The organism is Streptomyces boninensis (assembly GCF_048572725.1).
Classification (GTDB): Bacteria; Actinomycetota; Actinomycetes; order Streptomycetales; family Streptomycetaceae; genus Streptomyces; species Streptomyces boninensis.
This window is the reverse complement of record NZ_CP183837.1, coordinates 4,213,972-4,239,970: the sequence shown is the minus strand read 5'-3', so window position 1 is coordinate 4,239,970 and position 25,999 is coordinate 4,213,972. Positions and strand designations below refer to the sequence as shown.

Below are 25,999 nucleotides of genomic sequence, written 5' to 3'. Positions count from 1 at the left end.
ACCCCTTGCTCACCGCCGTGAGCAATCACCCCTTGCTCACCGCCGTGAGCACCTCCGGCAGCCGCCGCACCATCATCGGCGCCGCCACCCGCAGCCCGGCCTCCGCGATCGCCGCGCCATAGGCCGCGCCCAGCGGCAGCAGCACCCAGCGCCAGGCCGCAGCCGAGCCGTCGGACAGCTGCAGCCAGATCAGCGCGGCCAGCGCGGGCGCGCACAGCACGGCGCCGACGATCAGCCCCACCAGCATGCTGATCCAGGCAAGGCCCGACTGGCCCGGGGCGACGTTCTTGAAGCCGCTGTCCTGCGGGATGGAGTACGGGAAGCGCACCGACGTCACCGCGCCGGTCGCGATCAGGGCGCCGAGCAGCGCGAGGGAGATCCCCAGCGCCTGCGGCAGCTTGCTCCAGCCGGAGAAGAGGGCGGCGGAGAACAGCGCCGCCACGATCACGTACGGCACCGCCACCAGCGCCACCGCGAGGGAGCGGCCGCGCAGTTCGCGGTGCGCGTCGCCGCGGTCGGCGACGGTGGCCGCCACCATCCAGAAGGCCGAGGAGTCCTGGCCGAACTGGTTGTACATCTGGAAGCCGAGCATCCCCGCCGCCGCGCACGCCAGATAGACGCTGCCGCCGCCCTGCGCCAGCACGATCAGCGGGATGAGCAGGCCGACGCCGATCGAGGACGCCCAGGCCGCCTTGGTCTTCGGGTCCCGCCAGGCATAGCGCAGCGAGCGCTGCGCGACCGTGCCCACGCGGCCTGCGGGGAGCAGGCCGCCGCGCTCGCGGTTACGGACAGAGCGCCGCCGCTCCACGGACTGCACCGTCGAGGCGTCCGGCGAAGTCATCAGCCGGGTCAGCGTGCGCTGCCACCACCACAGCAGCGCCGCCAGCGCCGCCGCGGTCAGCGCGAGCCCCACGACGGCCCGTACCGCATCCCCTTCGGAAGCGGCCCGTACCGCGTCGACGGCCGAGGCGGGCGGCAGCCAGCGCAGCACGTCGGCGGCCGGCTCCAGGTCGGCCAGGCCGCGGCCGTCGCCGGCGAGGCGGCGGGCGCCGAGGTTCACCAGCTGCACGCCGATCGCCACCACCAGGCCGCTGAGCAGCGCCAGGTCGCGGCCTTTACGGCTGGTGAGCAGGCGGATGTTGGCGGTGGCCACGGCGCGGGCGAGGGCCACGCAGGTCAGCACCAGCAGCGCCGCGGCGGGGACGGCGACGAGTGCGGCGGCCGGGCCCGTACCAGCGGAGATCACCGAGCCTGCCGCCAGCGTGAGCGTGAAGAGCGGGCCCGTACCGACGAGGGAGGCCGCCAGCAGCGCCACCACCAGCGGGCGGGGGCGCAGCGGCAGCATCGCGAGGCGGGTCGGGTCCAGGGTCTCGTCGCCGCCGGGGAAGAAGAGCGGGAAGAACGCCCAGCCCACCGCCAGCACCGCGGCCAGCAGCACGGCAAGCGCGCCGGCGTGGTCGTGGCCGCGGAGGAGTACGAGGCCGAGCAGCTGCAGCGCGGCGAAGAGGAGCGCCAGGACGGCAGAGGCGATGAAGGCGGCCCGGCGGCCGGTGGACTGGCGGAGGCCGTTGCGGAGCAGGGCCAGCTTCAGGCGGACGAAGAGGGCGGTGAGGGCGGGGGTGCGCAAAGGGGAGGTGTGCAATGCGGAGGTGTGCGGAGCGGAGGTGTCCATAGGGGCGGCGTCCGTCATCGCGCCTGCCCGCCCAGCCAGTCGAGGTCGGCGGCCGCGTCCCGCTCGCCCGCCCCGACCAGCTCCAGGAAGGAGGCCTGCAGGCTCGGTGCCTCCCCCCGCACCTCCGCCAGCGGCCCGTGCGCGCGGATCCGCCCCGCGGCCATCACCGCCACCCAGTCGCACAGCGACTCCACCAGCTCCATCACATGGCTGGAGAAGACGACGGTGGCGCCGGATCCCGTATAGCGCTCCAGGACGCCGCGGATGGTCTGCGCCGAGACCGGGTCGACGCCCTCGAAGGGCTCGTCGAGGAAGAGGACTTCGGGGTTGTGCAGCAGCGCGGCGGCCAGGCCGATCTTCTTGCGCATGCCCGTCGAGTAGTCGATGACCAGCTTGTGCTGTGCCCCGGAGAGGTCGAGTACGTCCAGGAGCTGGGCGGCTCGCTGGTCGACCTCGTCGCCGGGGAGGCCGCGCAGCCGGCCGGTGTAGCCGAGGAGTTCGCGGCCGGTGAGCCGCTCGAAGAGGCGCAGGCCCTCCGGCAGCACGCCGATCCGCGGCTTCACCGCGACCGGGTCGCGCCACACGTCCGCGCCGCCGATCTCCACCCGGCCCTGGTCGGGCCTGAGCAGGCCGGTGACCATCGACAGCGTCGTGGTCTTGCCCGCGCCGTTGGGCCCGACGAGGCCGATGAAACGGCCGGCGGGCAGTTCGAGGTCGATGCCGCCCACCGCGACCTGCTCGCCGAAACGCTTCCACAGCCCCTCGATCCGCACCGCGGTGGCGCCGGGGGCCGGTTCTGACAAAGATGCAGCGTTGAGATCCCGCATCCGGCCACCCTAAGCGGCCGGGCGGGATACGGGTCTCAGGGCCTCAAGGCCTCAGCGCATCCGCCGCTCGCGCCCGCACGCGTACGCCAGTGGGGAGATGACCGCTTCCAGGTCCGGCAGCCAGGAGTTCGCCACCGTGGGCCGGCGGGCCCACTGCACGCTGCCCAGGCCGCCGAGGCGGGTCGGCGGGGCCGGGATATAGGAGCCCTCGCCGTGCACCGCCAGGTCGAGGGCGGACGGGGCGTAACCCTGCTTCCGTACGAGATCGACCATCTTTCCGGCCGCGCCCGGCAGGACGAAGAAGAGCATCCGGCGCTGCGGGGTGGCCGCGACCGGGCCGAGCGGGACGTCGGAGCGCTCCAGGCGGGCCAGCGCCAGGCAGCCGGCGGTCTCGGGGACATCGACGACATCAAAGCTCTTGCCGGTGGGCAGAATCACCGAGGCGAGCGGGTGCTCGCGCCACCACTCGCGCATCTTGTCGGGACGGGGGGTGGGGGCGGACTTCCAGTTGCGGCGCGCCGGGTGGGCGCCCGGCGTGGGGCAGTCGTCGGTGGCGCAGGAGCAGCGCCGGGCGCCGTCCTCCGCAGTCTCCAGCCAGGTGCCGAGGGACACCTGCCAGTGCCACTCCTCTGCGTAGAACAGCGCTGCGGCGGACAGCTCGCCCGCGGGGTCCGCGGGGCGGGACTGACTGGGGACATGGGCGGCGGCGTTGGTGGCGGGGGTGACTCCCAAGGTGTCGTTCACGTCCAGCTCAACTGAGGCCATGAGCAGGGGTTACGGCACCGGCCTCAGCAGCCGCCCGACCTGCGGGGCGCACGGGTGCACCTGAGGGGGCACGGCGTTTCCTGCTCCCGGTCCTGGAAATGGATCAAGAGCGGCGGAACGCAGCACGACCACCCGCTGGACCAGCGCACAGGGGGCAGTACATGGCCGGCCGGCCGATTGTCACGCGTCAGCCCAACGAACGCCTCCAGTCCCTGATACAGGAGGCGGCCTGCTCAAACGCGGGCCTCGCGCGTCGCGTCAACATGTGCGGCGCGGAGCACGGCGTCGACCTCCGGTACGACAAGACCTCCGTCGCCCGCTGGCTCCGCGGCCAGCAGCCGCGCGGGCAGGCCCCGCAGATGATCGCCGAGGCGCTGGGCCGCAAGCTCGGCCGCACCGTCAGCCTCGAAGAGATCGGGATGTCGGACGGCCGGCACCAGTCGTCCGCGGTGGGACTGACGTACGCCCCGACCATCGGCGAGACCCTCGACCAGGTCATCGAGCTGTGGCGCAGCGATGTGGCGCGGCGGGAGTTCCTCACCGATGCCGCGCCGGTGGCCGCGGCGCTGGTGGAGCCCAGCAGGGACTGGCTGATCAGCGGCTTCGGCGGGGCGGGCGGCACCGTCACCGAGATCCCGCAGCGCACCGGGCCGCGGGTCGGGCGGATGGACGCGACGGCGGTCGCGGCGGCCGCGGAGTCGCTGATCCGGCTCGACCACCGCTTCGGCGCCGGGCATCTGCGGCCGGTGGTGGTGCACTACCTCAACAGCGTGGTGGCCGGGCTGCTGGACGGCTCGTACACCGAAGAGGTCGGGCGCGTGCTCATCGAGGCCACCGCCCGGCTGTGCGAGCTGGCCGGGTACATGGCCGCCGACACCGGGCGGCCCGGGCTGGCGCAGCGCTACTACATCCAGGCGCTGCGGCTCGCGGAGGCGGCGGGGGCGCGCGGCTTCGGCGGGTACGTACTCGCCGCCGGGATGAGCCATCTCGCGGGCTCGCTCGGCTCGCCGCGGGAGGCGGTGCAGCTGGCGCGGGCCGCGCAGGAGGGGACGCGGGGGAAGGTGCCGTCGCGGGCGGTGGCGCTGTTCGCGGCCGCGGAGGCGCGGGCGGCGGCGGCGCTCGGGGACGGGCCCGCGTGCCGGGAGGCGGCCGCGCGGGCGCTGTCCGCGATGGAGCGGGCGGCGGGCGGCGGGGCGCGCGCCGGGGGCGGCGATCCGCCGTGGGTGGCGCGCTTCGACCGGGCGTACCTGGCCGGCGAACTGGCGCACTGCCACCTCGACTTGGGGCAGCCCGCGGCGGCGGAGAAGCGGGCCGCGGAGGCGCTTGCGGCGCATCCGGAGAGCCGGGTCAGGCGGCGCGGGTTCACGCTTGCGCTGCTGGCCAGGGCGCAGGCGGAGCAGCGGGACGTGGACCGGGCCTGCCGGACCGGGACGCGGGCGGCGGAGCTGATCGAGCAGGTGCGCTCTGCGCGCGGGGCGCAGTATGTGGCGGACCTCACGCAGGCGCTGCTGCCGTACGGGCAAGAGCCCGCTGTGCAGGAATTCCTCGCCAGGAACGGGGGCACGGGGCCGTCGCCCGCGCCCGCGCGTGGGCTGTAGCGTATGCCGACTGATGCTGTTGTAGGCGATGCGAGGAGTTCCGGTGACGCACAGCGGACAGGGCGGCGAGCCGCGCGTCCACGAGGGCGTGGTGCTGCCGGCCAGCGGTGAGCCCTGGGGCGAGGCCGAGGAGCAGCAGCCGGCCGTGCAGTGGCCTGCGGCGCAGCAGGGGTCGGGGCCGGAGCAGGGATACGAGCAGATGCCGGTGCCGGAGTCGGATGCGGAGGCTACGCAGATGCTGCCGCCGGTCCAGGCGCCGCCGGCGGGGGGCGGGCTCGGGCAGCCGGAGGGCGGGCTCGGGCAGGCGTCCGGCGGGCTCGGGCAGGCGCCGGTCCAGCCGCTGATGGAGCCCGCGCAGCCGCCGGTCGAGCCGGGGCTGCCGCCCGTTGAGCCGGGGCTGCCGCCGCAGAGCCCGCATCCGCATCTGCAGGCGGAGCCGCAGGTCCCGCACCCGCACATGCCGGCGGAGCCGCAGTCGCCGCACCCGCACCTGCAGGCCGAGCCGCCGACGCCGCATCCGCACCTGGCACCGCCGCCGCAGCAGATGCCGCAGCAGCCGATGCCGCCCGCACAGGAGATGCCGCGGCCAACGCAGCAGCCGATGCCCCCACCCCCGGCAGCCCCCGGCCTCCCCCCGCTCCCCCCGGAGCCCGATTCCGAGGCCACGCAGTACATCGCCCCGGTCGCGGGCTCGGAAGAGACCCAGTACATCCCGCCGGTCCCCGGCTCCGAGGCGACCCAGTACATACCGCCGGTCGCGTCGTACGACCCGCCGCCGGCGCCCGCCGCCCCCGAGGCCCGCGGCGCCCACGCCGCCCCCGCGCCCCCCGACGCCTTCGAGGCCCTCTACCGCGACGCGGCCCCCGCCCCCCAGGACACGGGCGCCACCCAGCAGATGCCGCGCATCCCCGGCGGCCAGGCGCCGCAGGGCCCGCCGCCCCCGTACGGCCCGGGCCCCGCGCAGCCCGCCCACCACGGCAACGGCGGCTACGACGACTACGACCCGTACGACTACGACGACGGCCCGGCCCGCTCCGGCATCCCCCGCTGGGCGCTGGTCGCGCTCGTCACCGCCGTCTGCGTGGTGGTCGGGCTCACCGCCGGCTGGCTGCTGAGCAGCGGCGGCGGTGACTCCGAGGCGAACGCAAGCGACAAGAAGAGCTCCGCGCCCGCCGCCGACGACGACGAGCCCGCCAAGAAGGCGGCCGACCCGGCCAAGACGCAGGCCGCCGCGCTCGACAAGCTCCTCGCGGCGAGCAACGACAGCCGCGCCGCGGTGATCCGTTCCGTCGCCAACATCCGCGCCTGCAAGGCCCTCGGCAAGGCCGCCACCGACCTGCGCGCCGCCGCCAAGCAGCGCAACGACCTGGTCACCCGCCTCGCCGAGACCAAGACGGACAAGATCCCGGACAACGTGGCGCTGGTCGCCGCCCTCAACAAGGGCTGGAAGGCCTCCGCCTCGGCCGACAACCACTACGCGCTGTGGGCCGGCCAGATGTCCAAGGGCAAGGCGTGCAAGCACGGCGGGCAGGCGCGCGCGACGAACCAGCTGCGCGCGGGCAACACCGCGAGCGGTCAGGCCACCACCGCGAAACGACAGGCCGCGGACCTGTGGAAGCCGACGGCCGCCAAGTACGGCCTGCCCCCACGAGCACCGGAGCAGCTGTGAGCGGACGGACTTCCGAAAGCCCTTCACGTAACGGCCGTCGCTCGGCCACGATGGGCGGCATGCCCATCCAAGACATGCCGTGGTGGCGCTGGCGCACGCATGTGCGCTCCGCGCTGCACATGCTCTCCGACCCGGCCTTCCACCAGGAGTACTGGGCGGCCGGCGTCCCCGGCTACGGCGACGTGACCGATGCCGTCTACCGCCTGGTCGAGGACACCTGGCTCGACAATTGGTCCGCCGAGAAGTACGTCGGGACCATCTTCCGCGACTCGAACGAGGCGGCGCTGATCGACGTCGCCGTGCTGCGGGTGCTGCGGATCATGCACCAGGTCGGCGCCGACGCCCCGGTCACCGCGTACTTCGAGCACCACGCCTGGCCGGAGGCCGTCCGCGCGGCCCGCGAGGCACACGTCCGCCTCGCCGAGAACGACGGCGAGGATCCGGACACCGCGCCCCGCTCGCTCGAGGTGCTGGCCATCATGACGGGCTCGGCTGCCTGAACGCCCTAAGCTGTCCCGCATGAGCGAGTACGTACTGACCCTGTCCTGCCCCGACAAAAAGGGCATTGTGCACGCCGTCTCGAGCTATCTGTTCATGACGGACTGCAATATCGAGGACAGCCAGCAGTACGGCGACCCGACGACCGGGCTGTTCTTCATGCGGGTGCACTTCTCCGCGGAGAAGGCCACCGTCGAGCAGCTGCGGGCGAGCTTCGCCGCGGTGGCGGAGTCGTGGGCGATGGACTGGCAGCTCCACGAGCAGGGCACGAAGATGCGCATCCTGCTGATGGTCAGCAAGTTCGGCCACTGCCTCAATGACCTGCTCTTCCGCACCCGGATCGGCGCGCTGCCGGTGGAGATCGCCGGGGTGGTGTCCAACCACACCGAGTTCGAGGAGCTGGCCGGCTCGTACGGCATTCCCTTCCACCACATCCCGGTCACGCCCGACACGAAGGCGGAGGCCGAGCAGCAGGTCCTCGATCTGGTGAAGAAGGAAAAGATCGAGCTGGTCGTCCTCGCCCGGTACATGCAGGTGCTCGGCGACGACATGTGCAAGCAGCTGTCCGGCCGGATCATCAACATCCACCACAGCTTCCTGCCGTCCTTCAAGGGCGCGAAGCCGTACCACCAGGCGCACGCGCGCGGGGTGAAGCTGATCGGCGCCACCGCGCACTATGTGACCGCGGACCTCGACGAGGGGCCGATCATCGAGCAGGAGGTCGAGCGGGTCGGCCATGAGGTCACCCCGCAGCAGCTGGTCGCCATCGGGCGCGATGTGGAGTGCCAGGCCCTCGCCCGCGCGGTGAAGTGGCACAGCGAGCATCGGGTGCTGCTGAACGGGTCGCGGACCGTCGTGTTCGCGTAGGCCTCACAGCCGCGACAGCGACGCCGTCGCGTACAGGAAGTCCCGGATCTCCTCCCGCTCCCCGTCATGCCCGGCGGCGGCCTCCTCCGGCGATACGTGCCCGGCCGCCAGCCGGCAGAACTCCAGGCCCTCCAGCGCCACATGCGCCACCGTCTCGTCCGGCGAGGCCGCCGCGGCCGGGGAGTCCAGGGGTATGTACCAGTCGCCGCCGCCCTCTCCCTCGACCTCCAGGTGCAGCGTCCGGCCCGGCTTCCCGGCCGCGACCAGGCGGCGGGGCGGGGCCGCGCGCCCGGTGCGGCGGCGCTCGGCTATGACGCCGGGGAGCAGCCGGGCGGCCAGGTCCATGAGCTGGTGCAGGTGGGCGGGGTCGGGCACGCCGTAGGGATAGTCGATGGCCCTGGCGACGTCCCAGGCGTGCATCCAGCACTCGAAGGCGCGGTCGAGGAAGGCGTCGCGCAGCGGGAGCGAGACCCCGGTGCCGTACGGCACGCCGAGGTCGGCGACGCCGCCGCCGGCGAAGGAGGCGGTGCGGATCAGCGAGTAGTTCTGGTCCCGCCAGACGCCGCGGACCGTGCCGGCGTGGCTGCGGCGCAGCTCGGGGGTGAGCCGCTGCTGCTGGTCGTACGCCGAGCCGGCCTCCTTCCAGAAGGTCTCGGTGCGCTCGGCGGGGCAGGTCAGCACCGGGCGCGCGGGGCCCTCGCCCTCAGGGGGCGTGCCCATGTGCAGCGGGTCGGACAGCCCCAGGGACAGCGCCACCAGGCCGTCGACCGCCATCAGGTGCCCGATGACGCCGGCGACGGAGGTCTCGCGGGCGGCGGGGGCGTCCTCCTCGTACCAGCTGAGCCGGACCGGCGCTCCCCACTCGGCCTCGCCCATGTCGTGCAGCAGCGCGTCGAGCCGGGCGCTCTCGGCGTCGTACGGCTCCGCCCACTGCGGTACGGGGATGCGCGGGCGGCGGCGGTCCAGGGCGGTGGCGAGGACCTTCGAGCGCAGCCCCGGGTCGAGGTCGAGGCTGTCCTGCGGGTGCAGCAGGGCGACGGCCTCGCGCAGCCGCCTGGCCTCGTCGGCGCAGGTGCCGCAGTCGGTCAGATGGTCCTCGACGGCCGCGGACTCCTCGGCGGAGCAAGCGGCGAGCGCCCAGGCCCCGAGCAGGGACTTGAGCAGCTGGTGGTCGTATCCCCCGGGGGATATCTGCTGCCGACCGGTCATGCGGGCCGCCCGTCGGGGGCCGGCGGATGGTAGGCGGTGGACAGCAGCTGCAGGCCGAGGCGGAGGCGGCGGCGGGCCTCGGCCTCGGAGACGTTGAGGTCGGCGGCGGCCCTGCGGTAGTCGTGCCGCTTGAAGTAGGCGAGCTCCAGGGCGGTGCGCAGGCCCGCGGGCATGGCGGTGACGATGTAGTCGGCGCGGGCGGCGGCGGAGACGTCCCGTATGCGGGCCTCGGTGTCCTCGCTGTCCTCGGCCGGGTCGCGGGCGCCCTGCTCGGCGTTGGCCTGGATGGCGGACCAGCGGAGGCGGCGGACGGCGTGCTTGTGGGACATGGTGGCGAGCCAGGAGCGGAGCGGGCCGCGCTTGGGTTCGTACGCGTCCGGGTGCTGCCACAGGTAGGAGAAGACCTCGGTCAGGACGGAGTCCGCGGCCTCCTCGTCGTCGAGCACGCGGAGGGCGAGACCGTAGACGAGCGGCGCGTACTGGTCGTAGAGCTCGCCAAGAGCCGCCGCCTCGCCGCGCGCGAGGCGCTGCTGGGTTTTGCGGTCGTTGGTCATGGCGCCCCCTCCTACTCTCCGAATGTAGTGCGTGATCTCTCAACCTAGGGTTGGAGTTTCAGGTCTTCTTCGGTGGGAAGGCGGCGGAGAGCGGTGGAGGTCCGGGCGGAGGCCCCAGAAAAACGCAGCAGGAGGGTGCTGAAAGCGTGTCATTGCGGGTAGTCGAGGACAATACGGACGCGTGGGTGGTCCTGCGCGTCTCGGGCGAGCTCGATATGGCCACGACCCCGCAGGTGCGGCAGCACGTACACGACGCGGTGGCGGATGGCCGCCGTAGCGTCGTGCTGGACCTGTCGGAGGTCCGCTTCTGCGACTCCAGCGGGGTGGGTGTGCTGATCGCCACCCGGCGGCTGCTGCGGTCGTGCGGGGGCCGGCTGCGGCTGATCCTGCCGGATCAGGGGGCGGCGGACGGATCGCATGTGAACCGGGTGCTGGCGGCGCTGGGCGTGCGGCGGCTCTTCGAGGTGTACGCCGGTGTCGCTGACGCGACGGATGAGACGGCCGCGCCGCTGAGCGCGTAGCGGGCGCGCGGTGCCCGTCGCGTCGGCTATCCGGAGAACTGTTCCCGCAGCTGGTACTTGAGCACCTTGCGGAGCGTCTCATTGCGCGGCAGCGCGTCGACGAGCTCCAGCTGTTCCGGGAGCTTGTGCACCGACAGGCCGCGGCCCCGCAGGTACGACACCGCCTCGGTCAGCGTCAGCGGTATGGCGTCGGCGGGCTGTTCCACGACCGCGCAGACGCGCTCGCCGCGCTCGGGGTCCGGCAGGCCGATCACCGCGCAGTCGCCGACCGCCGGGTGCTCGTACAGGAGCTGCTCGATCTCCTTCGCCGAGATGTTCTCGCCCTTGCGGATGATGATGTCCTTCGCGCGGCCGGTGAGCACCAGGTGGCCCTCGTCCGTGACATGGCCCAGGTCGCCGGTGATGAGGAAGCCGTCCTCGTCGAACGCCGCGGCCGAGGCCTCCTTGTCGAGGTAGCCCTTGCACACCGCCTCACCGCGCAGCCGGACTTCGCCGTCGACGATGCGGACCTCCATGCCGGCGGGCGGGCGGCCCTCGGTGGTGGCGAGGTTCTCCGGGGTGTCGTCCGGGTCGCCCATGGTGATCATGGGGACCTCGGTCATGCCGTAGCCGTGGGTGAGCTGGATGCCCATCTCGCGGACCACCTCGTGGTAGAGCTCGGGCGGCTTGGGGGCGCCGCCGCCGGCGAGGAGGCGGAGGGTGGGGATGAGCTTGCTGTCCGGGGTCTTGCGCTGCTCGTTCAGGAACATCGAGTAGAAGGCCGTCGAGCCGCCGGCGACGGTGGCGCCGTGGCGGCGGTAGCCGTCGAGGGCCGCGGGCATCGCGAAGTGCTCGAAGAGGACGGCGGGGCAGCCGTAGAGCAGCAGCATGACGGTGTAGTCGGGGCCGGCTACGTGCGCGTACGGAAAGGCCATGGAGCCGACGTCGGCGGGCGAGAGGTGCAGGGCGTGCGCGAGGCAGGCGCCGGCGGCGATGAGGCTGCGGTCGGTGTGGAGGACGCCCTTGGGGTTGGAGGTGGTGCCCGACGTCCAGTAGATCCAGCGGACTTCGGTGCCGTCGGAGGGGGGTGCGGGGAGGGTGGCGGGGTCGCCTTCGGGGAGGTTGTCGTAGGCGATGGCTACCCTTGGGCGGGCGTGCGGGGAGGCGTCGGTGGTGAGGTCCGCGGTGACCCGCTCCGCCAGCGCCGCGTAGTCGTATCCGCGCCATTCGCGCCCCGGTATCGCCAGCCACTCCGCGCCGGTCTCGCGCAGCGCGTAACCCACCTCCCGGTCGCGGTACATGGGCATCACCGGGCTCTGCACCGCCCCTAGGCGCGCCAGCGCGAAGGTGAGGACCGCCGTCTCGATGCGGGTGGGCAGCTGCCATACGAAGCGGGTGCCGGCCCGTACGCCCTGCTCGTACAGGCCCGCCGCCGTCCGCTCGGCCGCGTCCCGCAGCTCCCCGAAGGTCCGCGTCCGGTCGTCCTCGGCCTGGATCAGCACCGGGGCGTCCGGGGTGAGGTCCGCGCGACGGGCGAGCAGCGACCACAGCGTGGGCGACTGCTGCAGGCCTTCGGCGAGTTCACGGGCGGCGTTCGGCATGGTCGCTCCTCGGCCGGGTAGCTGACGGGACGTCAGATTACGGCCGAAGCGTAAGGCTGCGCGCCTTGTGGGTCCAGGGGGTGCGGTCTAGCCTCGGACCAGACATCGAATCTGACGGTGCGTCAGAAGCACTGCAGAATGTGATCGAGGAGGGCACTGTGGAGCTGCCGAGGATCATCAGCGTCGACGACCATGTGATCGAGCCCGCGCACCTCTTCGAGCGCTGGCTGCCGAAGAAGTACCAGGACCGGGGCCCGAAGCCGCTCACGGCCGGGATCGGGGAGCTGGCGTACGTCGGCGGGAAATACCAGATCACCATGGATCCGGACGGCCCGCCGACCGACTGGTGGATCTACGAGGACCTGAAGTTCCCGTACAAGCGGAACATCGCCGCCGTCGGCTTCGACCGCGACGACATGACGCTTGAGGGCATCACCCGCGCGGAGATGCGCCCCGGCTGCCACGACCCGGTCGAGCGCCTCAAGGACATGGACATCAACCATGTCGAGGCCTCCCTCTGCTTCCCCACCTTCCCGCGCTTCTGCGGGCAGACCTTCGCCGAAGCCCACGACAAGGAGGTCGCACTCGCCTGCGTGCGCGCGTACAACGACTTCATGGTCGAGGAGTGGTGCGGCGACAGCGGCGGGCGGCTGATCCCGCTGTGCATCATCCCGCTGTGGGATGTGGACCTCGCCGTCGCGGAGATCAAGCGGAATGCGGCGCGGGGGGTGCGGGCGGTCACCTTCTCCGAGATCCCGACGCATCTCGGGCTGCCGTCGATCCACAGCGGGTACTGGGATCCGTTCTTCGCCGCCTGCGAGGAGACCGGTACCGGGGTGCACATGCACATCGGCTCCAGCTCGCAGATGCCCGCCGCCTCGCCGGACGCGCCGCCGGCCGTCCAGGCGACGCTGAGCTTCAACAACGCCATGGCGTCGATGATGGACTTCCTGTTCAGCGGGGTGCTGGTGAAGTTCCCCCGGCTGAAGCTCGCCTATAGCGAGGGGCAGATGGGCTGGATCCCGTACGCCCTGGAGCGCGCCGACGACGTCTGGCGCGAGCACCGCGCCTGGGGCGGCGTGCGCGACCTGGTGCCCGAGCCGCCGTCCACGTACTACTACCGGCAGATCTGGGCCTGCTTCTTCCGCGACAAGCACGGCGTCACGGAGAGCGCCCTGAACGTGGTCGGGCGCGACAACGCCTGCTTCGAGACCGACTACCCGCACGTCGACTCCACCTTCCCGGAGACCAAGCAGGTCGCCCTGGACCACATGAAGGGCATCGACGACGAGACCGTCTACAAGCTGATGCGCGGCAACGCCATCCGCCTCCTGGAGCTGGACTTCGACAAGGACCGCGTCCCGGACAGCGGCCGCTGATGGAGCTCACGGACACGCCGCAGGAGGCGGCGTTCAGAGCCGAGTTGCGGGCGTGGCTCGCCGACGTGCTGCCGAAGCTGCCGCCCAAGCCGGACCCCAATGACTGGCCCGGGCGGCGGGCGTACGACTGCGGCTGGCAGCGGACGCTGTACGACGCCGGCTACGCCGGGCTGCAGTGGCCCGAGGACGCCGGCGGCCGGGGCGCGACGCCGATCGAGCACCTGATCTACCTGGAGGAGACGGAGGCGGCAGGCGCCCCGTACGTCGGCGCCGGCTTCGTCGGGCTGCTGCACGCCGGGCCGACCATCGCCGCGGAGGGCACGGCGGAGCAGCGGCGCCGCTGGCTGCATCCGATCCTGCGCGGCGACGAGGTGTGGTGCCAGGGCTTCAGCGAGCCGGACGCGGGGTCCGATCTGGCCGCCTTGCGGACGAAGGCGGTACGGGACGGGGACGAGTACGTCATCACCGGCTCGAAGATCTGGACCTCGCACGCCGAGGCCGCCGACTGGTGTGAGCTGCTGGTCCGCACCGATCCCGAGGCGCGCAAGCATCGCGGGATCACGTGGCTGGCGATGCCGATGGACGCGCCCGGCGTGACCGTACGGCCGCTGCGGACGCTCGCCGGGTCGACGGAGTTCGCGGAGGTCTTCCTCGACGAGGTGCGGGTGCCGGTCGCGAACCGGGTCGGCGAGGAGAACGACGGCTGGCGGGTCTCCATGGTGACCCTGTCCTTCGAGCGCGGCACCGCCTTCGCGGGCGAGGTCGTGGCCTGCCGCCGTACGCTCCGCGAACTGGCCGCCGCGGCCCGCGCCAACGGCCGCTGGGACGATCCGGTGCTGCGGCGGCGGCTCGGGCGGCTGTCGGGGGAGTTCGGCGCGCTGTGGCGGCTGGTGCAGTGGAATGTGAGCCAGGGCGCCCCCGGGCCCGGCGGCTCGGTCTTCAAGCTGCGGTATTCGCAGGCGCGGCAGGAGCTGTACGAGGCGGCGGCCGCCGTCCTCGGCCCGGAGGCGCTGGACTGGGACCAGCCGTGGGCGCAGGACCGGCTGTCGTCGCTGTCGTACACGATCGCCGCGGGCACCACCCAGATCCAGCTCGGGATCATCGCCGAGCGCATACTCGGGCTGCCGAAGGGGCGGTGAGGGGCGTGGACTTCCGGCTTACGGCCGATCAGCGGGCGCTGCGGGAGGGGACGAGGGAGCTGCTGGCGGGGCGGTTCGGGCGGGAGGGGCTGCGGGGGGCGGTGTCGGCTGCAACGGCGGCTGTGGATAACTCCGGCCTGGATCGTGAGGTGTGGGAGGCTCTCGGTGCAGCGGGCTTCTTCACCCTGCGTGTGCCGGAGGCGGACGGCGGCGTCGGGCTGGGGATGCCGGAGGCGGTGCTGGTGTTCGAGGAGGCGGGGCGGGCGCTGGTGCCCGGGCCGCTGGTGGCGACGCATCTCGCGGCGCCGCTGGTCTCGGAGCCCGGCGCGGTGGTGACCGCGGTGTGGGAACCGGGCGGCCTTGTCGACCACTTGGCGGACGCCGACTACGTGCTCAGCGGCGCCGAGCTGCTCCCGGCCGCCGAGGTGCGCGCGGTGGCGTCGGCCGTACGGTCCGTGGACCCGCTCACGCCGCTGCACCGGGCGGCGGGCGTGCCCGGGCCCCGGCTCGTACCCGAAGCCGCGCTGCTCACCGCCGCGCTGCAGCTCGGCACGGCCGGGTGGGCGGTGGACGCGGCGGTGGCGTATGCGAAGGAGCGGGAGCAGTTCGGGCGGCCGATCGGCTCCTTCCAGGCGGTGCAGCATCTGTGCGCGCAGCTGCTGGTACGGGCCGAGCCGGCGCGGGCCGCCGTGTATGCGGCGGCGGTGACCGGGGATCCCGGCGAGATCGCGGCGGCCAAGCTGCTCGCCGATGAAGCGGCGGTGGCGGGGATGCGGGACTGTCTGCAGGTGTATGGAGGGATGGGATTTACCTGGGAGGCTGATGTGCATCTGCAGCTGAAGCGGGCGTGGCTGCGGGCCGAGCAGTGGCAGCGGGCTGGGGCGACCGAGGAGGCGCTGGCGGCTGCGCTGTAGGTGATTTTGTGTGTTCAAGAGAGCGTTCTGGCGTTCGCTCATTCATCACACAGAGTCGATATCGAGGCGCGCTTGGCACTAGTCGGCCGTCACTCACCGCAGCCGCCGTCGCTCTCCGCTAGGCTCCGTGCCGTGCGAGTGGTCTGCGGCTCGGAACGGGTGGTCACCGGGGATGTCCCCGGCCCCCGGGCTGGGCACGGCCACATGGAGCGTGAGGTTCGGGGCGGGCGCCGCACAGTATGCAACACGCTCGCACTGTGGCGCTGGAATATGCCCGAAGCGCTTGTAGTAGTGACGCTACGTCAATCATGCTGTATCTCACTGGGGTCACGGAGCGTGACTCCCCGTATCAACCGATGCCAGGCGACGCCGGTCCGGGTGGTGTGAGCGGTGCAGGAGCTACAGGTCCAGCTCGTGGTGCGTCCCGACCCTGTGGAGGTGGGGCGCGCCAGGAGATGGGCGCGCGCCCGGCTGGCCTGGGGTGGGCTCGCCGATGACGAGCCGTGCGCGGAGGTGCTGATCCTCATCATCTCCGAGCTGGTCACCAATGCGGTGGTGCACACCGGCCGCGCGGCCGAGCTGCGGCTGCACCTGCCGGAGTTGCCGGGACCTCAGGGGGCCGGGACGGGCACGGTGCGGGTCGAGGTGGTGGACACCAGCGGCCGCGCCCCGCAGCCGCGGCAGCATGCGGCCGGCATGGAGACGCATGGCCGCGGACTCGACCTCGTCGATGGCCTTGCGGACCGGTGGGGCTGGCAGCGGGAGGGCGCGGGCAAGCGGATCTGGTGCGAGGTGGACTGCTCCGGGGAGGCCGCGGGGCCGCCGGTGCTCGCGGGCGCGCATGAACATACGCGCGCCGTGTCGACGGGTACGTGATCCGGAAGCTGCGCGCCGGGCGTAAGCCGGGTGTTGACTGGAGATGCCCGGGTTGATCACTCTTGTCCTCAGCGATTCCGTGGTGAGGGGACGCTGAGGGTCCACGGCGGCACGTTGGCCGTTCGGGCGCTTGGCGAGTGCGGGTCGTGTCGGGTGGCGGCGGCGCGGTGCCGCGCTCGGGGTGAGCATGCGCGCACCGCCACCCGGCCTCCCTGGGTTTACAGAACCGCCACCGGCGCCACCGGTGCGCCCGTGCCGCCCGCGAAGGGCTCCGGGGTGGCGGTGAGGAAGAAGGCATAGCGGCCCTCGTCGGCGCAGGCCTCGGCGAGGCCCTCCAGATTCCAGTTCTGGCCCTGCAGCAGGCCCATCTCGACCAGGTGCAGGGCGTGTACGGGCAGCCAGAGGCTGTCGACCTCGGGCGGCAGCACCTCGAGGCCCAGGGTGTCGGTGGCGACGGCGGCGGCGTCGCGGGCGTGGAAGAACTCCGGGGTGCGCAGGGAGAGGCCGGGCGCCGGCATGTTGCCGTACGCGCCGCGGTCGCCGGCCAGGTAGTGCTGGATCCAGCCCGTACGGACGAGGACGATGTCGCCGGCCTGGACCCGTACGCCCTGCTGCTCCTCGGCCCGCTCGAGGTCCTCGGGGGTGATGGCGTGGCCGTCCGGGAGCCGGTCCGTGCCGTGGGCGCGGGCGATGTCGAGGAGGACGCCGCGGCTGACCAGGGGACCGACGCGGTCGATGCCGCCGTGGGCGGCGCGGGTGTGCGGGGTGATGGAGGCGGCGGGGCGGCCGTTGTAGAGGGTGCCGGAGTGCGAGACGTGGGCGAGGGCGTCCCAGTGGGTGGCGGCCTGCAGGCCCATGGTGACGGCGTCGTCGCTGGTGGCGACCGTGTCTGGGCCGAACATCTCCAGGTTGATGAAGGTCATGGTGTGCAGGGGGTTCACCCGGCCGGGGATGGTGCCGGTCTGCACGCCGTCCTGCTTGAGGGGGAGGGCGAGGGGGACGCGGCGGCCGGTCCGGATGGTGGCGGCGGCGGTGCGTACCACCTCGTCGGTGATGAGGTTGAGGGTGCCGGCCTCGTCGGCTTCTCCCCAGCGGCCCCAGTTGTTCACGCGCTTGGCAATGTCGTGGAACTCCGGTGGCAATGGCATCCGGTTGTCTCCCGTCTTCCCGTCCCGGCTCTGGTCCTCCCGGTGCGTCATCCCTAGAATCTAACGGTCCGTCAGATTCTGGAAAGGGGCCCGGCATGGGGGACTTCCTGAGCGGCAAGGTCATCGCGGTCACCGGCGCGGGGCGGGGGATCGGGCGCGCGGTCGCGCTCGCCTGCGCCGCAGAGGGGGCCAAGGTGGTCGTCGCCGACTACGGGGTCTCGGTGGATGGCAGCGAACCGAGCAGCGAGGTCGCGGATCAAGTGGTCAAGGAGATCGAGGCCTTGGGCGGCGAGGGCGTCGCGGTCGGCGAGGACGTCTCGACGATGGCGGGCGGCCAGCGGGTCGTGGATGCCGCGGTCGAGGGCTTCGGGCGGATCGACGGCGTGGTGTGCGTGGCCGGGATTCTGCGGGAGCGGATGCTCTTCAACATGTCCGAGGAGGAGTGGGACCCGGTCCTCGCCACGCATCTGAAAGGAACCTTTACTGTCTTTCGCGCCGCGTCCGCGGTGATGCGCAAGCAGAAGTCGGGCACCCTGATCGGCTTCACCAGCGGCAACCACCAGGGCAGCGTCTCCCAGCCCAACTACTCGGCCGCCAAGGGCGGCGTGATCTCCCTGACCCGGAGCGCGGCGCTGGGCCTCAACAAGTACGGGGTGACGGCGAACTGCGTCGCCCCTGTGGCCCGTACCCGCATGTCGGCCGGGGTGCCGATGGAGCTGAAGGAGATCGGCGAGCCGGAGGACGTGGCGCCGCTGGTCGTCTACCTGCTGTCGGAGCGGGCCCGGCAGGTCACCGGGCAGGTGTACACCGTGGCCGGGCCGAAGATCGCCGTGTGGGCGCAGCCGCGGGAGCTGCGGGCGGCGTACGCCACCGCCGAAGGCTGGACGCCCGAGTCCATAGCCGACTTCCTGCCCGGGACGGTGGGCACGGACGAGATGCCGATGCTGGCCACGCTGCAGGAGATGGCGCGCGCCGCCGCCTCCGGCGACCGGCCGAACAAGTAGGGCGGGCGGCGCCGTGGACTTCAGCTTCGGACCCGAGGACGACGCCTTCCGGGCGGAAGCACGGGAGTGGCTGGCCGGCGAGCTGCGTGCGGGCACGCCTGACCGGCCGGCGTGGGAGCGCCGGCTGGGCGCGGCCGGGTGGATCGGCCTGGGGTGGAAGGCCGGCGGCTACGGCAACCGGACCGCCACCCTCACCCAGCAGGTCGCCTGGGCCGAGGAATACGCCCACTCGGCCGCCCCCGGCCGCATGGGCCACATCGGCGAGAACCTCCTCGCCCCCACCCTCATCGCCCACGGCACCGACGAGCAGAAGCAGCGCTTCCTGCCGCCAGTGGCCCGGGGCGAGGAGCTGTGGTGCCAGGGGTACAGCGAGCCGGACGCCGGCTCCGACCTGGCGGGGATCCGTACCAGCGCGGCACACGAGGGCGACGGCAGCTGGCGCATCACCGGCCAGAAGATCTGGACCTCCCTCGCCCACGAGGCCGACTGGTGCTTCGTCCTGGCGCGCACGGAGCCCGGCTCCGAGCGCCACCGCGGTCTCTCCTTCCTGCTCGTGCCCATGGACCAGCCCGGCCGGATCGAGGTCCGCCCGATCCGCCAGCTCACCGGCGGGGCCGACTTCAACGAGGTCTTCTTCGACGGCGCGCACGCCGACGCGGGCCACGTCGTCGGCGGCGAGGGCAACGGCTGGCGCGTGGCCATGACCCTCCTCGCCCAGGAGCGCGGCGTCTCGACACTCGCCCAGCAGATCGGCTTCGCCCAGGAGCTCGACGAGGTCATCGCCGCCGCCCGCACCACCGGCGCCGCCGACGACCCGCTGACCCGCGACCGGCTCATACGGGCCTGGGCCGAGCTCAAGGCCATGCGCTGGAACGCGCTGCGCACCCTCGGCGCCCCCGAAGACGCCGCCATCCCCGGCGCCCCCAGCGTCGCCAAGCTGCTGTGGGCCGGCTGGCACCAGCGCCTCGGCGAGCTCGCCATGGCGGTGCGCGGCGCCGACGCCGCGACCGGCCCCGGCGACTGGTCCGCGGACGCACCGTACGAACTCGACCCGGCACAGCGGGCGTTCCTCTTCTCCCGCGCCGACACCATCTACGGCGGCTCGAACGAGGTGCAGCGCGGCATCATCGCCCAGCGCGTCCTCGGCCTGCCGAAGGGAGCCTGACCCCATGCCCAAGGAATACGGCCACTGGATCAACGGCGGCTGGCGGCAGCCCGAACAGGGCCACTACCAGGTCGTCAACCCGGCCACCGAGGACATCGTCGGCCTCGCTCCCGAGGGCACCGCCGCCGAGGTGGGAGCCGCGGCCGAGGCCGCCCGTACCGCCTTCGACGACTGGTCCCGCACCGACCCCCGCGAGCGCGCCCAGGTCCTGGAGCGCATCGCGGACATCATCACGGAACGCACCGCCGCGCTCGTGCCGCTGGTGCAGGCCGAGACCGGCGCGACGATGCGCGTCGCGCAGTCCATGCAGGTGCCCACCGCGGCCGACCGCTTCCGCCGCTACGCCCGCGGCGCGCTGGAGCCCGCCACACTGCCGCTCGCTCCGCACCCCGTCGCCGCCAGCCCGCTCGCGGCGGGCGGGCTGATCGGCGCCGCGGCCGTGCGCCGCCCTCTGGGCGTCGTCGCATGCATCACCTCCTACAACTTCCCGATCGTCAACCTCGCGGGAAAGGTGGCCCCGGCCCTCGCCATGGGCAACACCGTCGTGGCCAAGCCCGCCCCGCAGGACCCGCTCGGCTGCCTGGAGCTGGGCCCGATCATGAAGGAAGCCGGCCTGCCGGACGGCGTCTACAACGTCGTCACGGGCTCATCGGCGGTCACGGGCGAGGCGCTTGTCGCCCATCACGACACCGACATGGTCAGCTTCACCGGATCCACCGCCGTGGGAAAGAAGATCGCCGAATCCGCGGGTCGGCAGATGAAGCGCACCCTGATGGAGCTCGGCGGCAAGGGCGCGGCCATCGTGCTCAAGGACGCCGACGAGAAGGCCTTCAAGTCGGCGGTCATGGCGGTCGGTTCGACCTTCTCCTTCCACAGCGGTCAGATCTGCACGGCGCCGACGCGCATGCTCGTACACCGATCGCAGTACGAGCAGGCCGTCGCCGCACTCACACATTACGCACAGTCACTGACAGTCGGCAGCCCTGTGGATAACTCCACGATCGTCGGCCCGCTCATCTCCGCCGCCCAGCGCGACCGCGTCGAGGCCTACGTCGAAGGCGCCAGGCAGCAGGGCGCCCGCGTCGCCGCCGGCGGCGAACGCCCCGAACTCAAGCCCGGGTTCTACGCCGCCCCCACCGTCCTCGCCGACGTCACCCCCGGCATGACCGTCGCGCAGGAGGAGATCTTCGGCCCGGTGGTCGTCGTCATCCCCTTCGATGACGAGGACGAGGCGGTACGGATCGCCACCGGCACCCCGTACGGCCTCTACGACTACGTCTTCTCCGGCGACGCCGGCCGCGCCTGGACCTTCGCCGCGCGGCTGCGCACCGGCAACGTCGGCATCAACACCGCCCAGCGGCACCCCGAGACGCCCTTCGGAGGCTTCAAGGAATCCGGCGTGGGCCGCGACGGCGGCTCGTTCGGGCTGCACGCCTACAGCGAGCTCCAGTCCGTCGTCTGGCCGTCCTGACCCACGAGACCGAGTCCGAGAGGAAACGAATCCATGCGAGGCGTCATCTTCGACGGCAAGCAGCCGCACATCGTCGACGACCTCGAGGTCCGCGACCCTGGCCCCGGCGAGGTCCTCGTCGGCATCAAGGCGGCCGGCCTCTGCCACAGCGACCTGTCCGTGATCGACGGCACGATCCCCTTCCCGCCGCCGGTCGTCCTCGGCCACGAGGGCGCAGGGGTCGTCGAGGCCGTCGGCGACGGCGTCACCCATGTCGCTCCCGGCGACCACGTGGCCCTGTCCACCATCGCCAATTGCGGCACCTGCGCCGAGTGCCACCGTGGCCGCCCCACCATGTGCCGCCGCTCCTTCGGCAACCTGGAGCAGCCCTTCAGCCGCGGCGGAGAGAAGCTGTGGAACTTCGCCGCCAACTCCGCCTTCGCCGAGCGCACCGTCGTCAAGGCCCCCCAGGCCGTGAAGATCGACGCGAGCATCCCGCTGCCCTCCGCCGCCCTCATCGGCTGCGCCGTCCTCACCGGCGCAGGGGCCGTGCTCAACCGCGCCGACGTCCAGCGCGGCGACACCGTCGTCGTGATCGGTGCGGGCGGCATCGGCCTCAATGTGCTGCAGGGCGCCCGGATCGCCGCCGCGTCCACCGTCGTCGCCGTGGACGCGAACCCGGCGAAGGAGGCGGTGGCCCGGCAGTTCGGCGCCACGCACTTCGTGGACGCCTCCGCGGTCGAGGACACCGCCGCGGCCGTGCGGGAGGTGCTCCCTGCCGGCGCGGACCATGTCTTCGAGTGCGTGGGGATACCCAAGCTCTTCCAGCTCGCCATCGAGCTGCTCGACTGGCATGGGCAGGCGGTGCTGCTCGGGGTGCCGCCGGCGGGTGCGGAGGCGACGTTCCCCGCGGCGTCCCTCTTCCTCGACAAGTCGATTCTGGGCTGCCGTTACGGGTCCTCCAGGCCGCAGCGCGACATCCCGCTCTATGCGGAGCTCTATCGCAGCGGGCGGCTGCTGCTGGACGAGCTGGTCACCGAGACCTATCCCATCGAGGACTTCTCGAAGGCCGCCGAGGCGGCGGAAAGCGGCCGGGTCGCCCGGGCGGTGCTGACTTTCTAGGCCGCCACCCCGGTCCTGAAGGTCCGCCGGTACGCGCTCGGCGACACCCCCAGCGCCGCCTGCAGATGCTGCCGCATCGACGCCGCCGTCCCGAAGCCCGCGTCCCGCGCCACCTGGTCCACCGACAGGTCGGTGTCCTCCAGGAGGTGCCGGGCGTGCTCGACGCGCTGCTGGGTCAGCCACTGCCCGGGGCTCATCCCGACCTCCTCCCGGAAGCGGCGGGTGAAGGTCCGTACGGACATGGCCTCCTGCGCGGCCATGTCGCGCAGCGACAGCGGCTCGTGCAGCCGCGCCAGCGCCCACGCACGCGCGCGCGTGGTGGACGCCACCTGCGGCTCCGGGACCGGGCGGCGGATGAACTGCGCCTGGCCGCCGTCCCGGTGCGGCGGCACGACCGTGCGGCGGGCCACGTCATTGGCGACCGCGGCGCCATGGTCGCGGCGGACCAGGTGCAGGCACAGGTCCGTACCGGAGGCGACGCCGGCCGAGGTGAGGATGCGGCCGTCGTCCACGTACAGCACCTCGGGGTCGAGGCGCACCGCGGGGAACATCCGCTGGAAGGTCTCCGCATAGCGCCAGTGCGTCGTCGCGCGCCGCCCGTCCAGCAGCCCGGCGGCCGCGAGCACGGACGCGCCGGTGCAGATCGACGCGATCCGGGCATCGGGGCGGACGCGGGCCAGGGCGGCCGCAAGGTCGGCCGGCAGGCGTCCGTCCGTGAAGGCCTCGTCGGACTCGTGCGAGGCGGGGATGATCACGGTGTCTGCCTCGGCGAGCGCCTCTGTGCCGTGGTCGACGTTAATGGTGAAGTCCGCGTCCGTACGCACCTGTCCCGGCTGCGTGCTGCAGGTCACCACCTCGTACAGGGGCTCGCCCGTGACCGATCGGGAGCGGCCCAGGATGCGGTGCACGATGCCCAGCTCCATGGGCAGGAGCCCGTGCCGTACGAGGACGGCGACGCGGTGGCGGCCGTCGGGGGTGAAAACAGCCATGGCCCGATCCTTGCACATGTTGGCCTCCGGGTCACTCGATCCATCGAGGGCCAGCGGCGAGGCTCATGTCCATGACGCAGACCGAGCAGTTCAGTCCCCAAGATGCGCCCCTGCGCCAGAAGCGGCCCGCGCGCGTGCACCGCGCCTGGTTTGTCGCCGCCGTCACCTTTGTAACGATCATCGGCGCCGCCGCCTTCGCCTCCCTGCCCGGGCTGCTCATCAACCCGCTGCACGACGAATTCCACTGGTCACGCGGCACCATCGGCCTCGCCGTCTCCGTCAACCTCGCCCTCTATGGGCTCACCGCGCCCTTTGCCGCCGCCCTCATGGACCGCTTCGGCATCCGCCGGGTCGTCGCGCTCGCGCTGACGATGATCGCGGCCGGGGCGCTGTTGTCCGTATGGATGACAGCAAGCTGGCAACTGATGCTCTACTGGGGCATCCTCGTCGGCCTCGGCAGTGGCTCCATGGCGCTCGCCTTCTCCGCGACCGTCACCAATAGGTGGTTCGTCAAGCGGCGCGGCCTCGTCACCGGAGTGCTCACCGCGGCCATGGCGTCAGGGCAGCTGGTCTTTCTGCCCACGCTCTCCTGGATGACCGAGGAGCACGGCTGGCGGCCCGCTTCGGTCACGGTCGCGCTGTCCGCGCTCGCCGTCGTCCCCTTCGTGTGGCTGCTGCTGCGCGACCACCCAGCGGACGTCGGACTCGCGCCCTATGGCGGCGAATTCGTGCCCAAGCCGGCTCCGGTCACCGGCGCCGGACGGCGGGCGATCACCGCCCTCGTACGCGCCGCCAAGACCGGCCCCTTCTGGCTGCTCGCCGGCACCTTCGCCATCTGCGGCGCCTCCACCAACGGGATCATCCGCACCCACTTCGTGCCCTCGGCGCACGACCACGGCATCCCGCCCACTGCCGCCGCGTCGCTGCTGGCCGTCGTCGGCGTCTTCGACATCGTCGGCACGATCTTCTCCGGCTGGCTCACCGACCGCTTCGACTCCCGTCGCCTGCTCGCCGTCTATTACGCGCTGCGCGGCCTGTCGCTGATGTTCCTGCCGATGCTGCTGATCAACAGCGGCGGCGAGGTCCGCCCTCCGATGATCTTCTTCATCGTCTTCTACGGCCTCGACTGGGTCGCCACCGTCCCGCCCACCCTCGCCCTCTGCCGCGAGCACTACGGCGACGACGCGGCGATCGTCTTCGGGTGGGTGCTCGGCGCGCACCAGGTGGGCGCGGGCCTGGTCGCGTACATCGGCGGCGTCGTACGGGACGTCACCGGCTCGTACGACACGGTGTGGCTGGCGTCGGGCGCCCTGTGCGCGCTCGCGGCGCTGATGTCGCTGGTCATCCGGCGTGGGCGGCAGGAGCCGGCGGTGGCGTGAGGTTATCCACAGCTGGGTCGAGTATCTGGCTGCCCAGGTGCAAGATATGCCTGGACAAAGGGGGGCCGCATGGCGCAGGCGATGCAGGCATGGCAGTTGGGGCAGGGGCAGGGGCAGGGGCGGCCGCAGCCGCAGCCGGGAGGCGGCGCCTTCGCGGCGTGGCTGGCCGGGGCGCTGGCGCTCGCCGCCGAGGCGGCCAGTGCGGCGACGGCCGGCTTGCTCTGGAGCCTGCAGGACGAGTTCTTCGTGGCGGGTGGCGCTCCGGCGTTCGTCGGCTATCTGGTGATGCTCGTCGCCGCGGTGATCGCTACGGCCCTCGTCGCCGGCGCCGGATCCATAGCCGTCGTCCTCCCGCTGCACCTGCTCTCCCGCTGGGCGGTGCGGCGCATGGGCAGGGAGGACCGCTGGTGGTGGTGCCTGGCGACGACCGCCGCGGCGGCGGCCGCGGTTGCCCTCGTCGCCGCCCTGACGGCCCTGGTGACCGGCGGCCCGGCCCTCCTGGGCCCGCTGCTCTGGCTCATCCTGGTCGCGGTCCTGGGCCCGGCCACGCTCGTCGCGCGAGCCGCGGCGACCCGCGGCGGCACCGCCTCACGCTGGGGCGTCGTCGGCCTCACCGTCGCCGGTGGCGCGGCGCTGTGGGTGGCCGTGCTCGGCAGCGGGATCGTCGCGTACGCCACGGGCTTGCTCAAGGGGTACGAGGCGCCCCGGCTCGGCGCCGCAGAGCTGGCGGGCACCTGGACGGACGGCGACGGCGGCACCCTGCGCCTGACTGCCGACGGCACCGCGACGGCGCACATCAAGGGCGGCCAAGCCGTCGGCTATGACAAGGAAGAGACCAAGGAGTGCATAGGCACCGGCCGCTGGACCGGGTCCCTCCAGGGCGACGGGATCGACCTGACTATCGTCCCCTGCGACCTGTCAGGCCTGACCTTCGGCGGTACGCACGACAAGCCCACGCTCTACGACTGGATCGGCGACCCGGACTCGGGAAACCGCCAAATCCTCACCCGGCAGGGCTGAAGCCCCCGAAGCCGCCCCGGTGGAAGAGCAGCGGCGGTGCCTCGTCGTCGCGGGCGTCCAGGGCCTCGACCCGGCCGACCACGATCAGGTGGTCGCCGCCCGTATGGACGGCGTGGATGCGGCAGTCCACCCAGGCGGCCGCGCCCGCCAGGCGCGGGGAGCCGGTGACGGAGGTGGCGTCGTAGGAGATCCCGGCGAACTTGTCGCCGCCGCTGACGGCGAAGCCGCTGCAGAGTGCGCCCTGGTCCGCGCTGAGGACGTTCACGCAGAAGGTGCCCGTGCGGGCGATCCGCGGCCATGTGGTGGACGTACGGCCGACCATGAAGACGACCAGGGGCGGTTCGAGGGAGAGCGAGGCCACCGACTGGCAGGCGAAGCCTGCGGGGCCTTCCTCGTCCTCGGTGGTGATGACGGCGACGCCGGTGGCGAAGTGGCCCATGACCCGGCGCATTTCGGCGGCCGGCACCGGCGCGCGCTCATCGTCGCGCACGGCCCGCAGCTCCGGACGAGGAGTGGCTACGACGGCCGAGGCCGTACGCAAGTGGCGTACGGCCTCGGCCGCCATGCCCGCGTGTCCCATCATGGATCCAGTGAATCTGATGGATCGTCAGATTGGAAGGGCTTTTGAGCGGTGGTTACGGCGTCCTCGTGCGG

At 72.6% G+C, this 25,999-nt stretch carries 24 protein-coding genes; 15 read left to right on the top strand and 9 right to left on the bottom strand.

Features of this window, described 5'->3' with window-relative positions; all coding sequences use genetic code 11:
* Window positions 1-25: 25 nt before the first annotated feature.
* From ACNNMR_RS19150 to ACNNMR_RS19140, 3 genes are all read right to left on the bottom strand, one after another.
* Complete coding sequence (locus ACNNMR_RS19150) at window positions 26-1,690, bottom strand: transporter (RefSeq protein ID WP_419995851.1); 1,665 nt, start codon at window positions 1,688-1,690, stop codon at window positions 26-28.
* The gene (locus ACNNMR_RS19145) at window positions 1,687-2,475 is read right to left on the bottom strand and encodes an ABC transporter ATP-binding protein (protein WP_419995850.1); all 789 of its coding nucleotides are present in this window, start codon (window positions 2,473-2,475) and stop codon (window positions 1,687-1,689) included. The genes ACNNMR_RS19150 and ACNNMR_RS19145 overlap by 4 nt, the downstream gene beginning before the upstream one ends.
* A 75-nt stretch (window positions 2,476-2,550) precedes the next feature.
* Window positions 2,551-3,264 carry a bifunctional DNA primase/polymerase gene (locus ACNNMR_RS19140; protein ID WP_419995849.1) on the bottom strand — a complete coding sequence of 238 codons (714 nt, stop codon included), beginning with the start codon at window positions 3,262-3,264 and terminating at the stop codon, window positions 2,551-2,553.
* 161 nt (window positions 3,265-3,425) lie between these two features.
* Here ACNNMR_RS19140 and ACNNMR_RS19135 point away from each other — a divergent pair, with 161 nt between their 5' ends.
* From ACNNMR_RS19135 to purU, 4 genes are read left to right on the top strand one after another with little or no spacing between them, the layout of a single operon-like run.
* Window positions 3,426-4,862 carry a transcriptional regulator gene (locus ACNNMR_RS19135; RefSeq protein WP_419995848.1) on the top strand — a complete coding sequence of 479 codons (1,437 nt, stop codon included), beginning with the start codon at window positions 3,426-3,428 and terminating at the stop codon, window positions 4,860-4,862.
* 43 nt (window positions 4,863-4,905) lie between these two features.
* Window positions 4,906-6,531, top strand: coding sequence for a hypothetical protein (locus tag ACNNMR_RS19130; RefSeq protein ID WP_419995847.1), 1,626 nt, complete (start codon window positions 4,906-4,908; stop codon window positions 6,529-6,531).
* A gap of 59 nt (window positions 6,532-6,590) precedes the next feature.
* The gene (locus tag ACNNMR_RS19125) at window positions 6,591-7,031 is read left to right on the top strand and encodes an SCO4402 family protein (RefSeq protein ID WP_419995846.1); all 441 of its coding nucleotides are present in this window, start codon (window positions 6,591-6,593) and stop codon (window positions 7,029-7,031) included.
* A gap of 19 nt (window positions 7,032-7,050) precedes the next feature.
* On the top strand, window positions 7,051-7,896 hold the full coding sequence (purU, locus tag ACNNMR_RS19120) for a formyltetrahydrofolate deformylase (RefSeq protein WP_419995845.1): 846 nt from the start codon (window positions 7,051-7,053) through the stop codon (window positions 7,894-7,896).
* A gap of 3 nt (window positions 7,897-7,899) precedes the next feature.
* On the opposite strand, the gene ACNNMR_RS19115 is transcribed toward purU, so the two are convergent.
* Together ACNNMR_RS19115 and ACNNMR_RS19110 are read right to left on the bottom strand one after the other, a co-directional pair.
* Window positions 7,900-9,105, bottom strand: coding sequence for a hypothetical protein (locus tag ACNNMR_RS19115; protein WP_419995844.1), 1,206 nt, complete (start codon window positions 9,103-9,105; stop codon window positions 7,900-7,902).
* Window positions 9,102-9,659 (bottom strand): RNA polymerase sigma factor, encoded by a 558-nt coding sequence (locus tag ACNNMR_RS19110; RefSeq protein ID WP_419995843.1) that lies wholly within the window; start codon window positions 9,657-9,659, stop codon window positions 9,102-9,104. Before ACNNMR_RS19110 ends, ACNNMR_RS19115 begins: the two co-directional genes overlap by 4 nt.
* A gap of 146 nt (window positions 9,660-9,805) precedes the next feature.
* On the opposite strand from ACNNMR_RS19110, the gene ACNNMR_RS19105 reads away from it, so the two are divergent.
* Complete coding sequence (locus tag ACNNMR_RS19105) at window positions 9,806-10,180, top strand: STAS domain-containing protein (protein WP_419995842.1); 375 nt, start codon at window positions 9,806-9,808, stop codon at window positions 10,178-10,180.
* A gap of 26 nt (window positions 10,181-10,206) precedes the next feature.
* On the opposite strand, the gene ACNNMR_RS19100 is transcribed toward ACNNMR_RS19105, so the two are convergent.
* Window positions 10,207-11,760 (bottom strand): class I adenylate-forming enzyme family protein, encoded by a 1,554-nt coding sequence (locus tag ACNNMR_RS19100; protein WP_419995841.1) that lies wholly within the window; start codon window positions 11,758-11,760, stop codon window positions 10,207-10,209.
* 158 nt (window positions 11,761-11,918) lie between these two features.
* Between ACNNMR_RS19100 and ACNNMR_RS19095 the strand changes: the two genes are divergently transcribed.
* The 4 genes from ACNNMR_RS19095 (at window position 11,919) to ACNNMR_RS19080 (ending at window position 16,068) form a co-directional block, all read left to right on the top strand.
* Window positions 11,919-13,139: an amidohydrolase family protein gene (locus ACNNMR_RS19095; protein WP_419995840.1), complete on the top strand. Its 1,221-nt coding sequence runs from the start codon at window positions 11,919-11,921 to the stop codon at window positions 13,137-13,139.
* Entirely contained in the window at window positions 13,139-14,278 is a 1,140-nt protein-coding gene (locus ACNNMR_RS19090; RefSeq protein ID WP_419995839.1) for an acyl-CoA dehydrogenase family protein, read from the top strand. The genes ACNNMR_RS19095 and ACNNMR_RS19090 overlap by 1 nt, the downstream gene beginning before the upstream one ends.
* Window positions 14,279-14,283: 5 nt before the next feature.
* Entirely contained in the window at window positions 14,284-15,192 is a 909-nt protein-coding gene (locus tag ACNNMR_RS19085; RefSeq protein ID WP_419995838.1) for an acyl-CoA dehydrogenase family protein, read from the top strand.
* A gap of 390 nt (window positions 15,193-15,582) precedes the next feature.
* Window positions 15,583-16,068, top strand: a complete 486-nt coding sequence (locus tag ACNNMR_RS19080) for an ATP-binding protein (RefSeq protein WP_419995837.1) — start codon at window positions 15,583-15,585, stop codon at window positions 16,066-16,068.
* Window positions 16,069-16,286: 218 nt separating this feature from the next.
* Here the strand turns inward: ACNNMR_RS19080 and ACNNMR_RS19075 are convergent, their stop codons facing one another.
* Complete coding sequence (locus ACNNMR_RS19075) at window positions 16,287-17,216, bottom strand: cyclase family protein (RefSeq protein WP_420000410.1); 930 nt, start codon at window positions 17,214-17,216, stop codon at window positions 16,287-16,289.
* A gap of 95 nt (window positions 17,217-17,311) precedes the next feature.
* Here ACNNMR_RS19075 and ACNNMR_RS19070 point away from each other — a divergent pair, with 95 nt between their 5' ends.
* Genes ACNNMR_RS19070 through ACNNMR_RS19055 form a run of 4 tightly spaced genes read left to right on the top strand, consistent with a single transcriptional unit; the run spans window position 17,312 to window position 21,957 of the window.
* Complete coding sequence (locus ACNNMR_RS19070; protein WP_419995836.1) at window positions 17,312-18,220, top strand: SDR family oxidoreductase; 909 nt, start codon at window positions 17,312-17,314, stop codon at window positions 18,218-18,220.
* 13 nt (window positions 18,221-18,233) lie between these two features.
* A complete protein-coding gene (locus tag ACNNMR_RS19065; RefSeq protein ID WP_419995835.1) occupies window positions 18,234-19,385 on the top strand; it encodes an acyl-CoA dehydrogenase family protein in 1,152 nt (383 codons plus the stop codon).
* Window positions 19,386-19,389: 4 nt separating this feature from the next.
* Complete coding sequence (locus ACNNMR_RS19060; RefSeq protein ID WP_419995834.1) at window positions 19,390-20,856, top strand: aldehyde dehydrogenase family protein; 1,467 nt, start codon at window positions 19,390-19,392, stop codon at window positions 20,854-20,856.
* A gap of 33 nt (window positions 20,857-20,889) precedes the next feature.
* A complete protein-coding gene (locus tag ACNNMR_RS19055) occupies window positions 20,890-21,957 on the top strand; it encodes a Zn-dependent alcohol dehydrogenase (RefSeq protein ID WP_419995833.1) in 1,068 nt (355 codons plus the stop codon).
* On the opposite strand, the gene ACNNMR_RS19050 is transcribed toward ACNNMR_RS19055, so the two are convergent.
* A complete protein-coding gene (locus ACNNMR_RS19050; RefSeq protein WP_419995832.1) occupies window positions 21,954-22,946 on the bottom strand; it encodes a GlxA family transcriptional regulator in 993 nt (330 codons plus the stop codon). The genes ACNNMR_RS19055 and ACNNMR_RS19050 overlap by 4 nt on opposite strands.
* Before the next feature lie 71 nt (window positions 22,947-23,017).
* Here ACNNMR_RS19050 and ACNNMR_RS19045 point away from each other — a divergent pair, with 71 nt between their 5' ends.
* On the top strand, window positions 23,018-24,325 hold the full coding sequence (locus ACNNMR_RS19045) for an MFS transporter (RefSeq protein WP_419995831.1): 1,308 nt from the start codon (window positions 23,018-23,020) through the stop codon (window positions 24,323-24,325).
* Between the two features lie 69 nt (window positions 24,326-24,394).
* A complete protein-coding gene (locus ACNNMR_RS19040; protein ID WP_419995830.1) occupies window positions 24,395-25,345 on the top strand; it encodes a hypothetical protein in 951 nt (316 codons plus the stop codon).
* Here ACNNMR_RS19040 and ACNNMR_RS19035 read toward each other — a convergent pair.
* Window positions 25,329-25,928, bottom strand: coding sequence for a flavin reductase family protein (locus tag ACNNMR_RS19035; RefSeq protein WP_419995829.1), 600 nt, complete (start codon window positions 25,926-25,928; stop codon window positions 25,329-25,331). The two genes, ACNNMR_RS19040 and ACNNMR_RS19035, sit on opposite strands and share 17 nt — an antisense overlap.
* Window positions 25,929-25,999 lie beyond the last annotated feature (71 nt).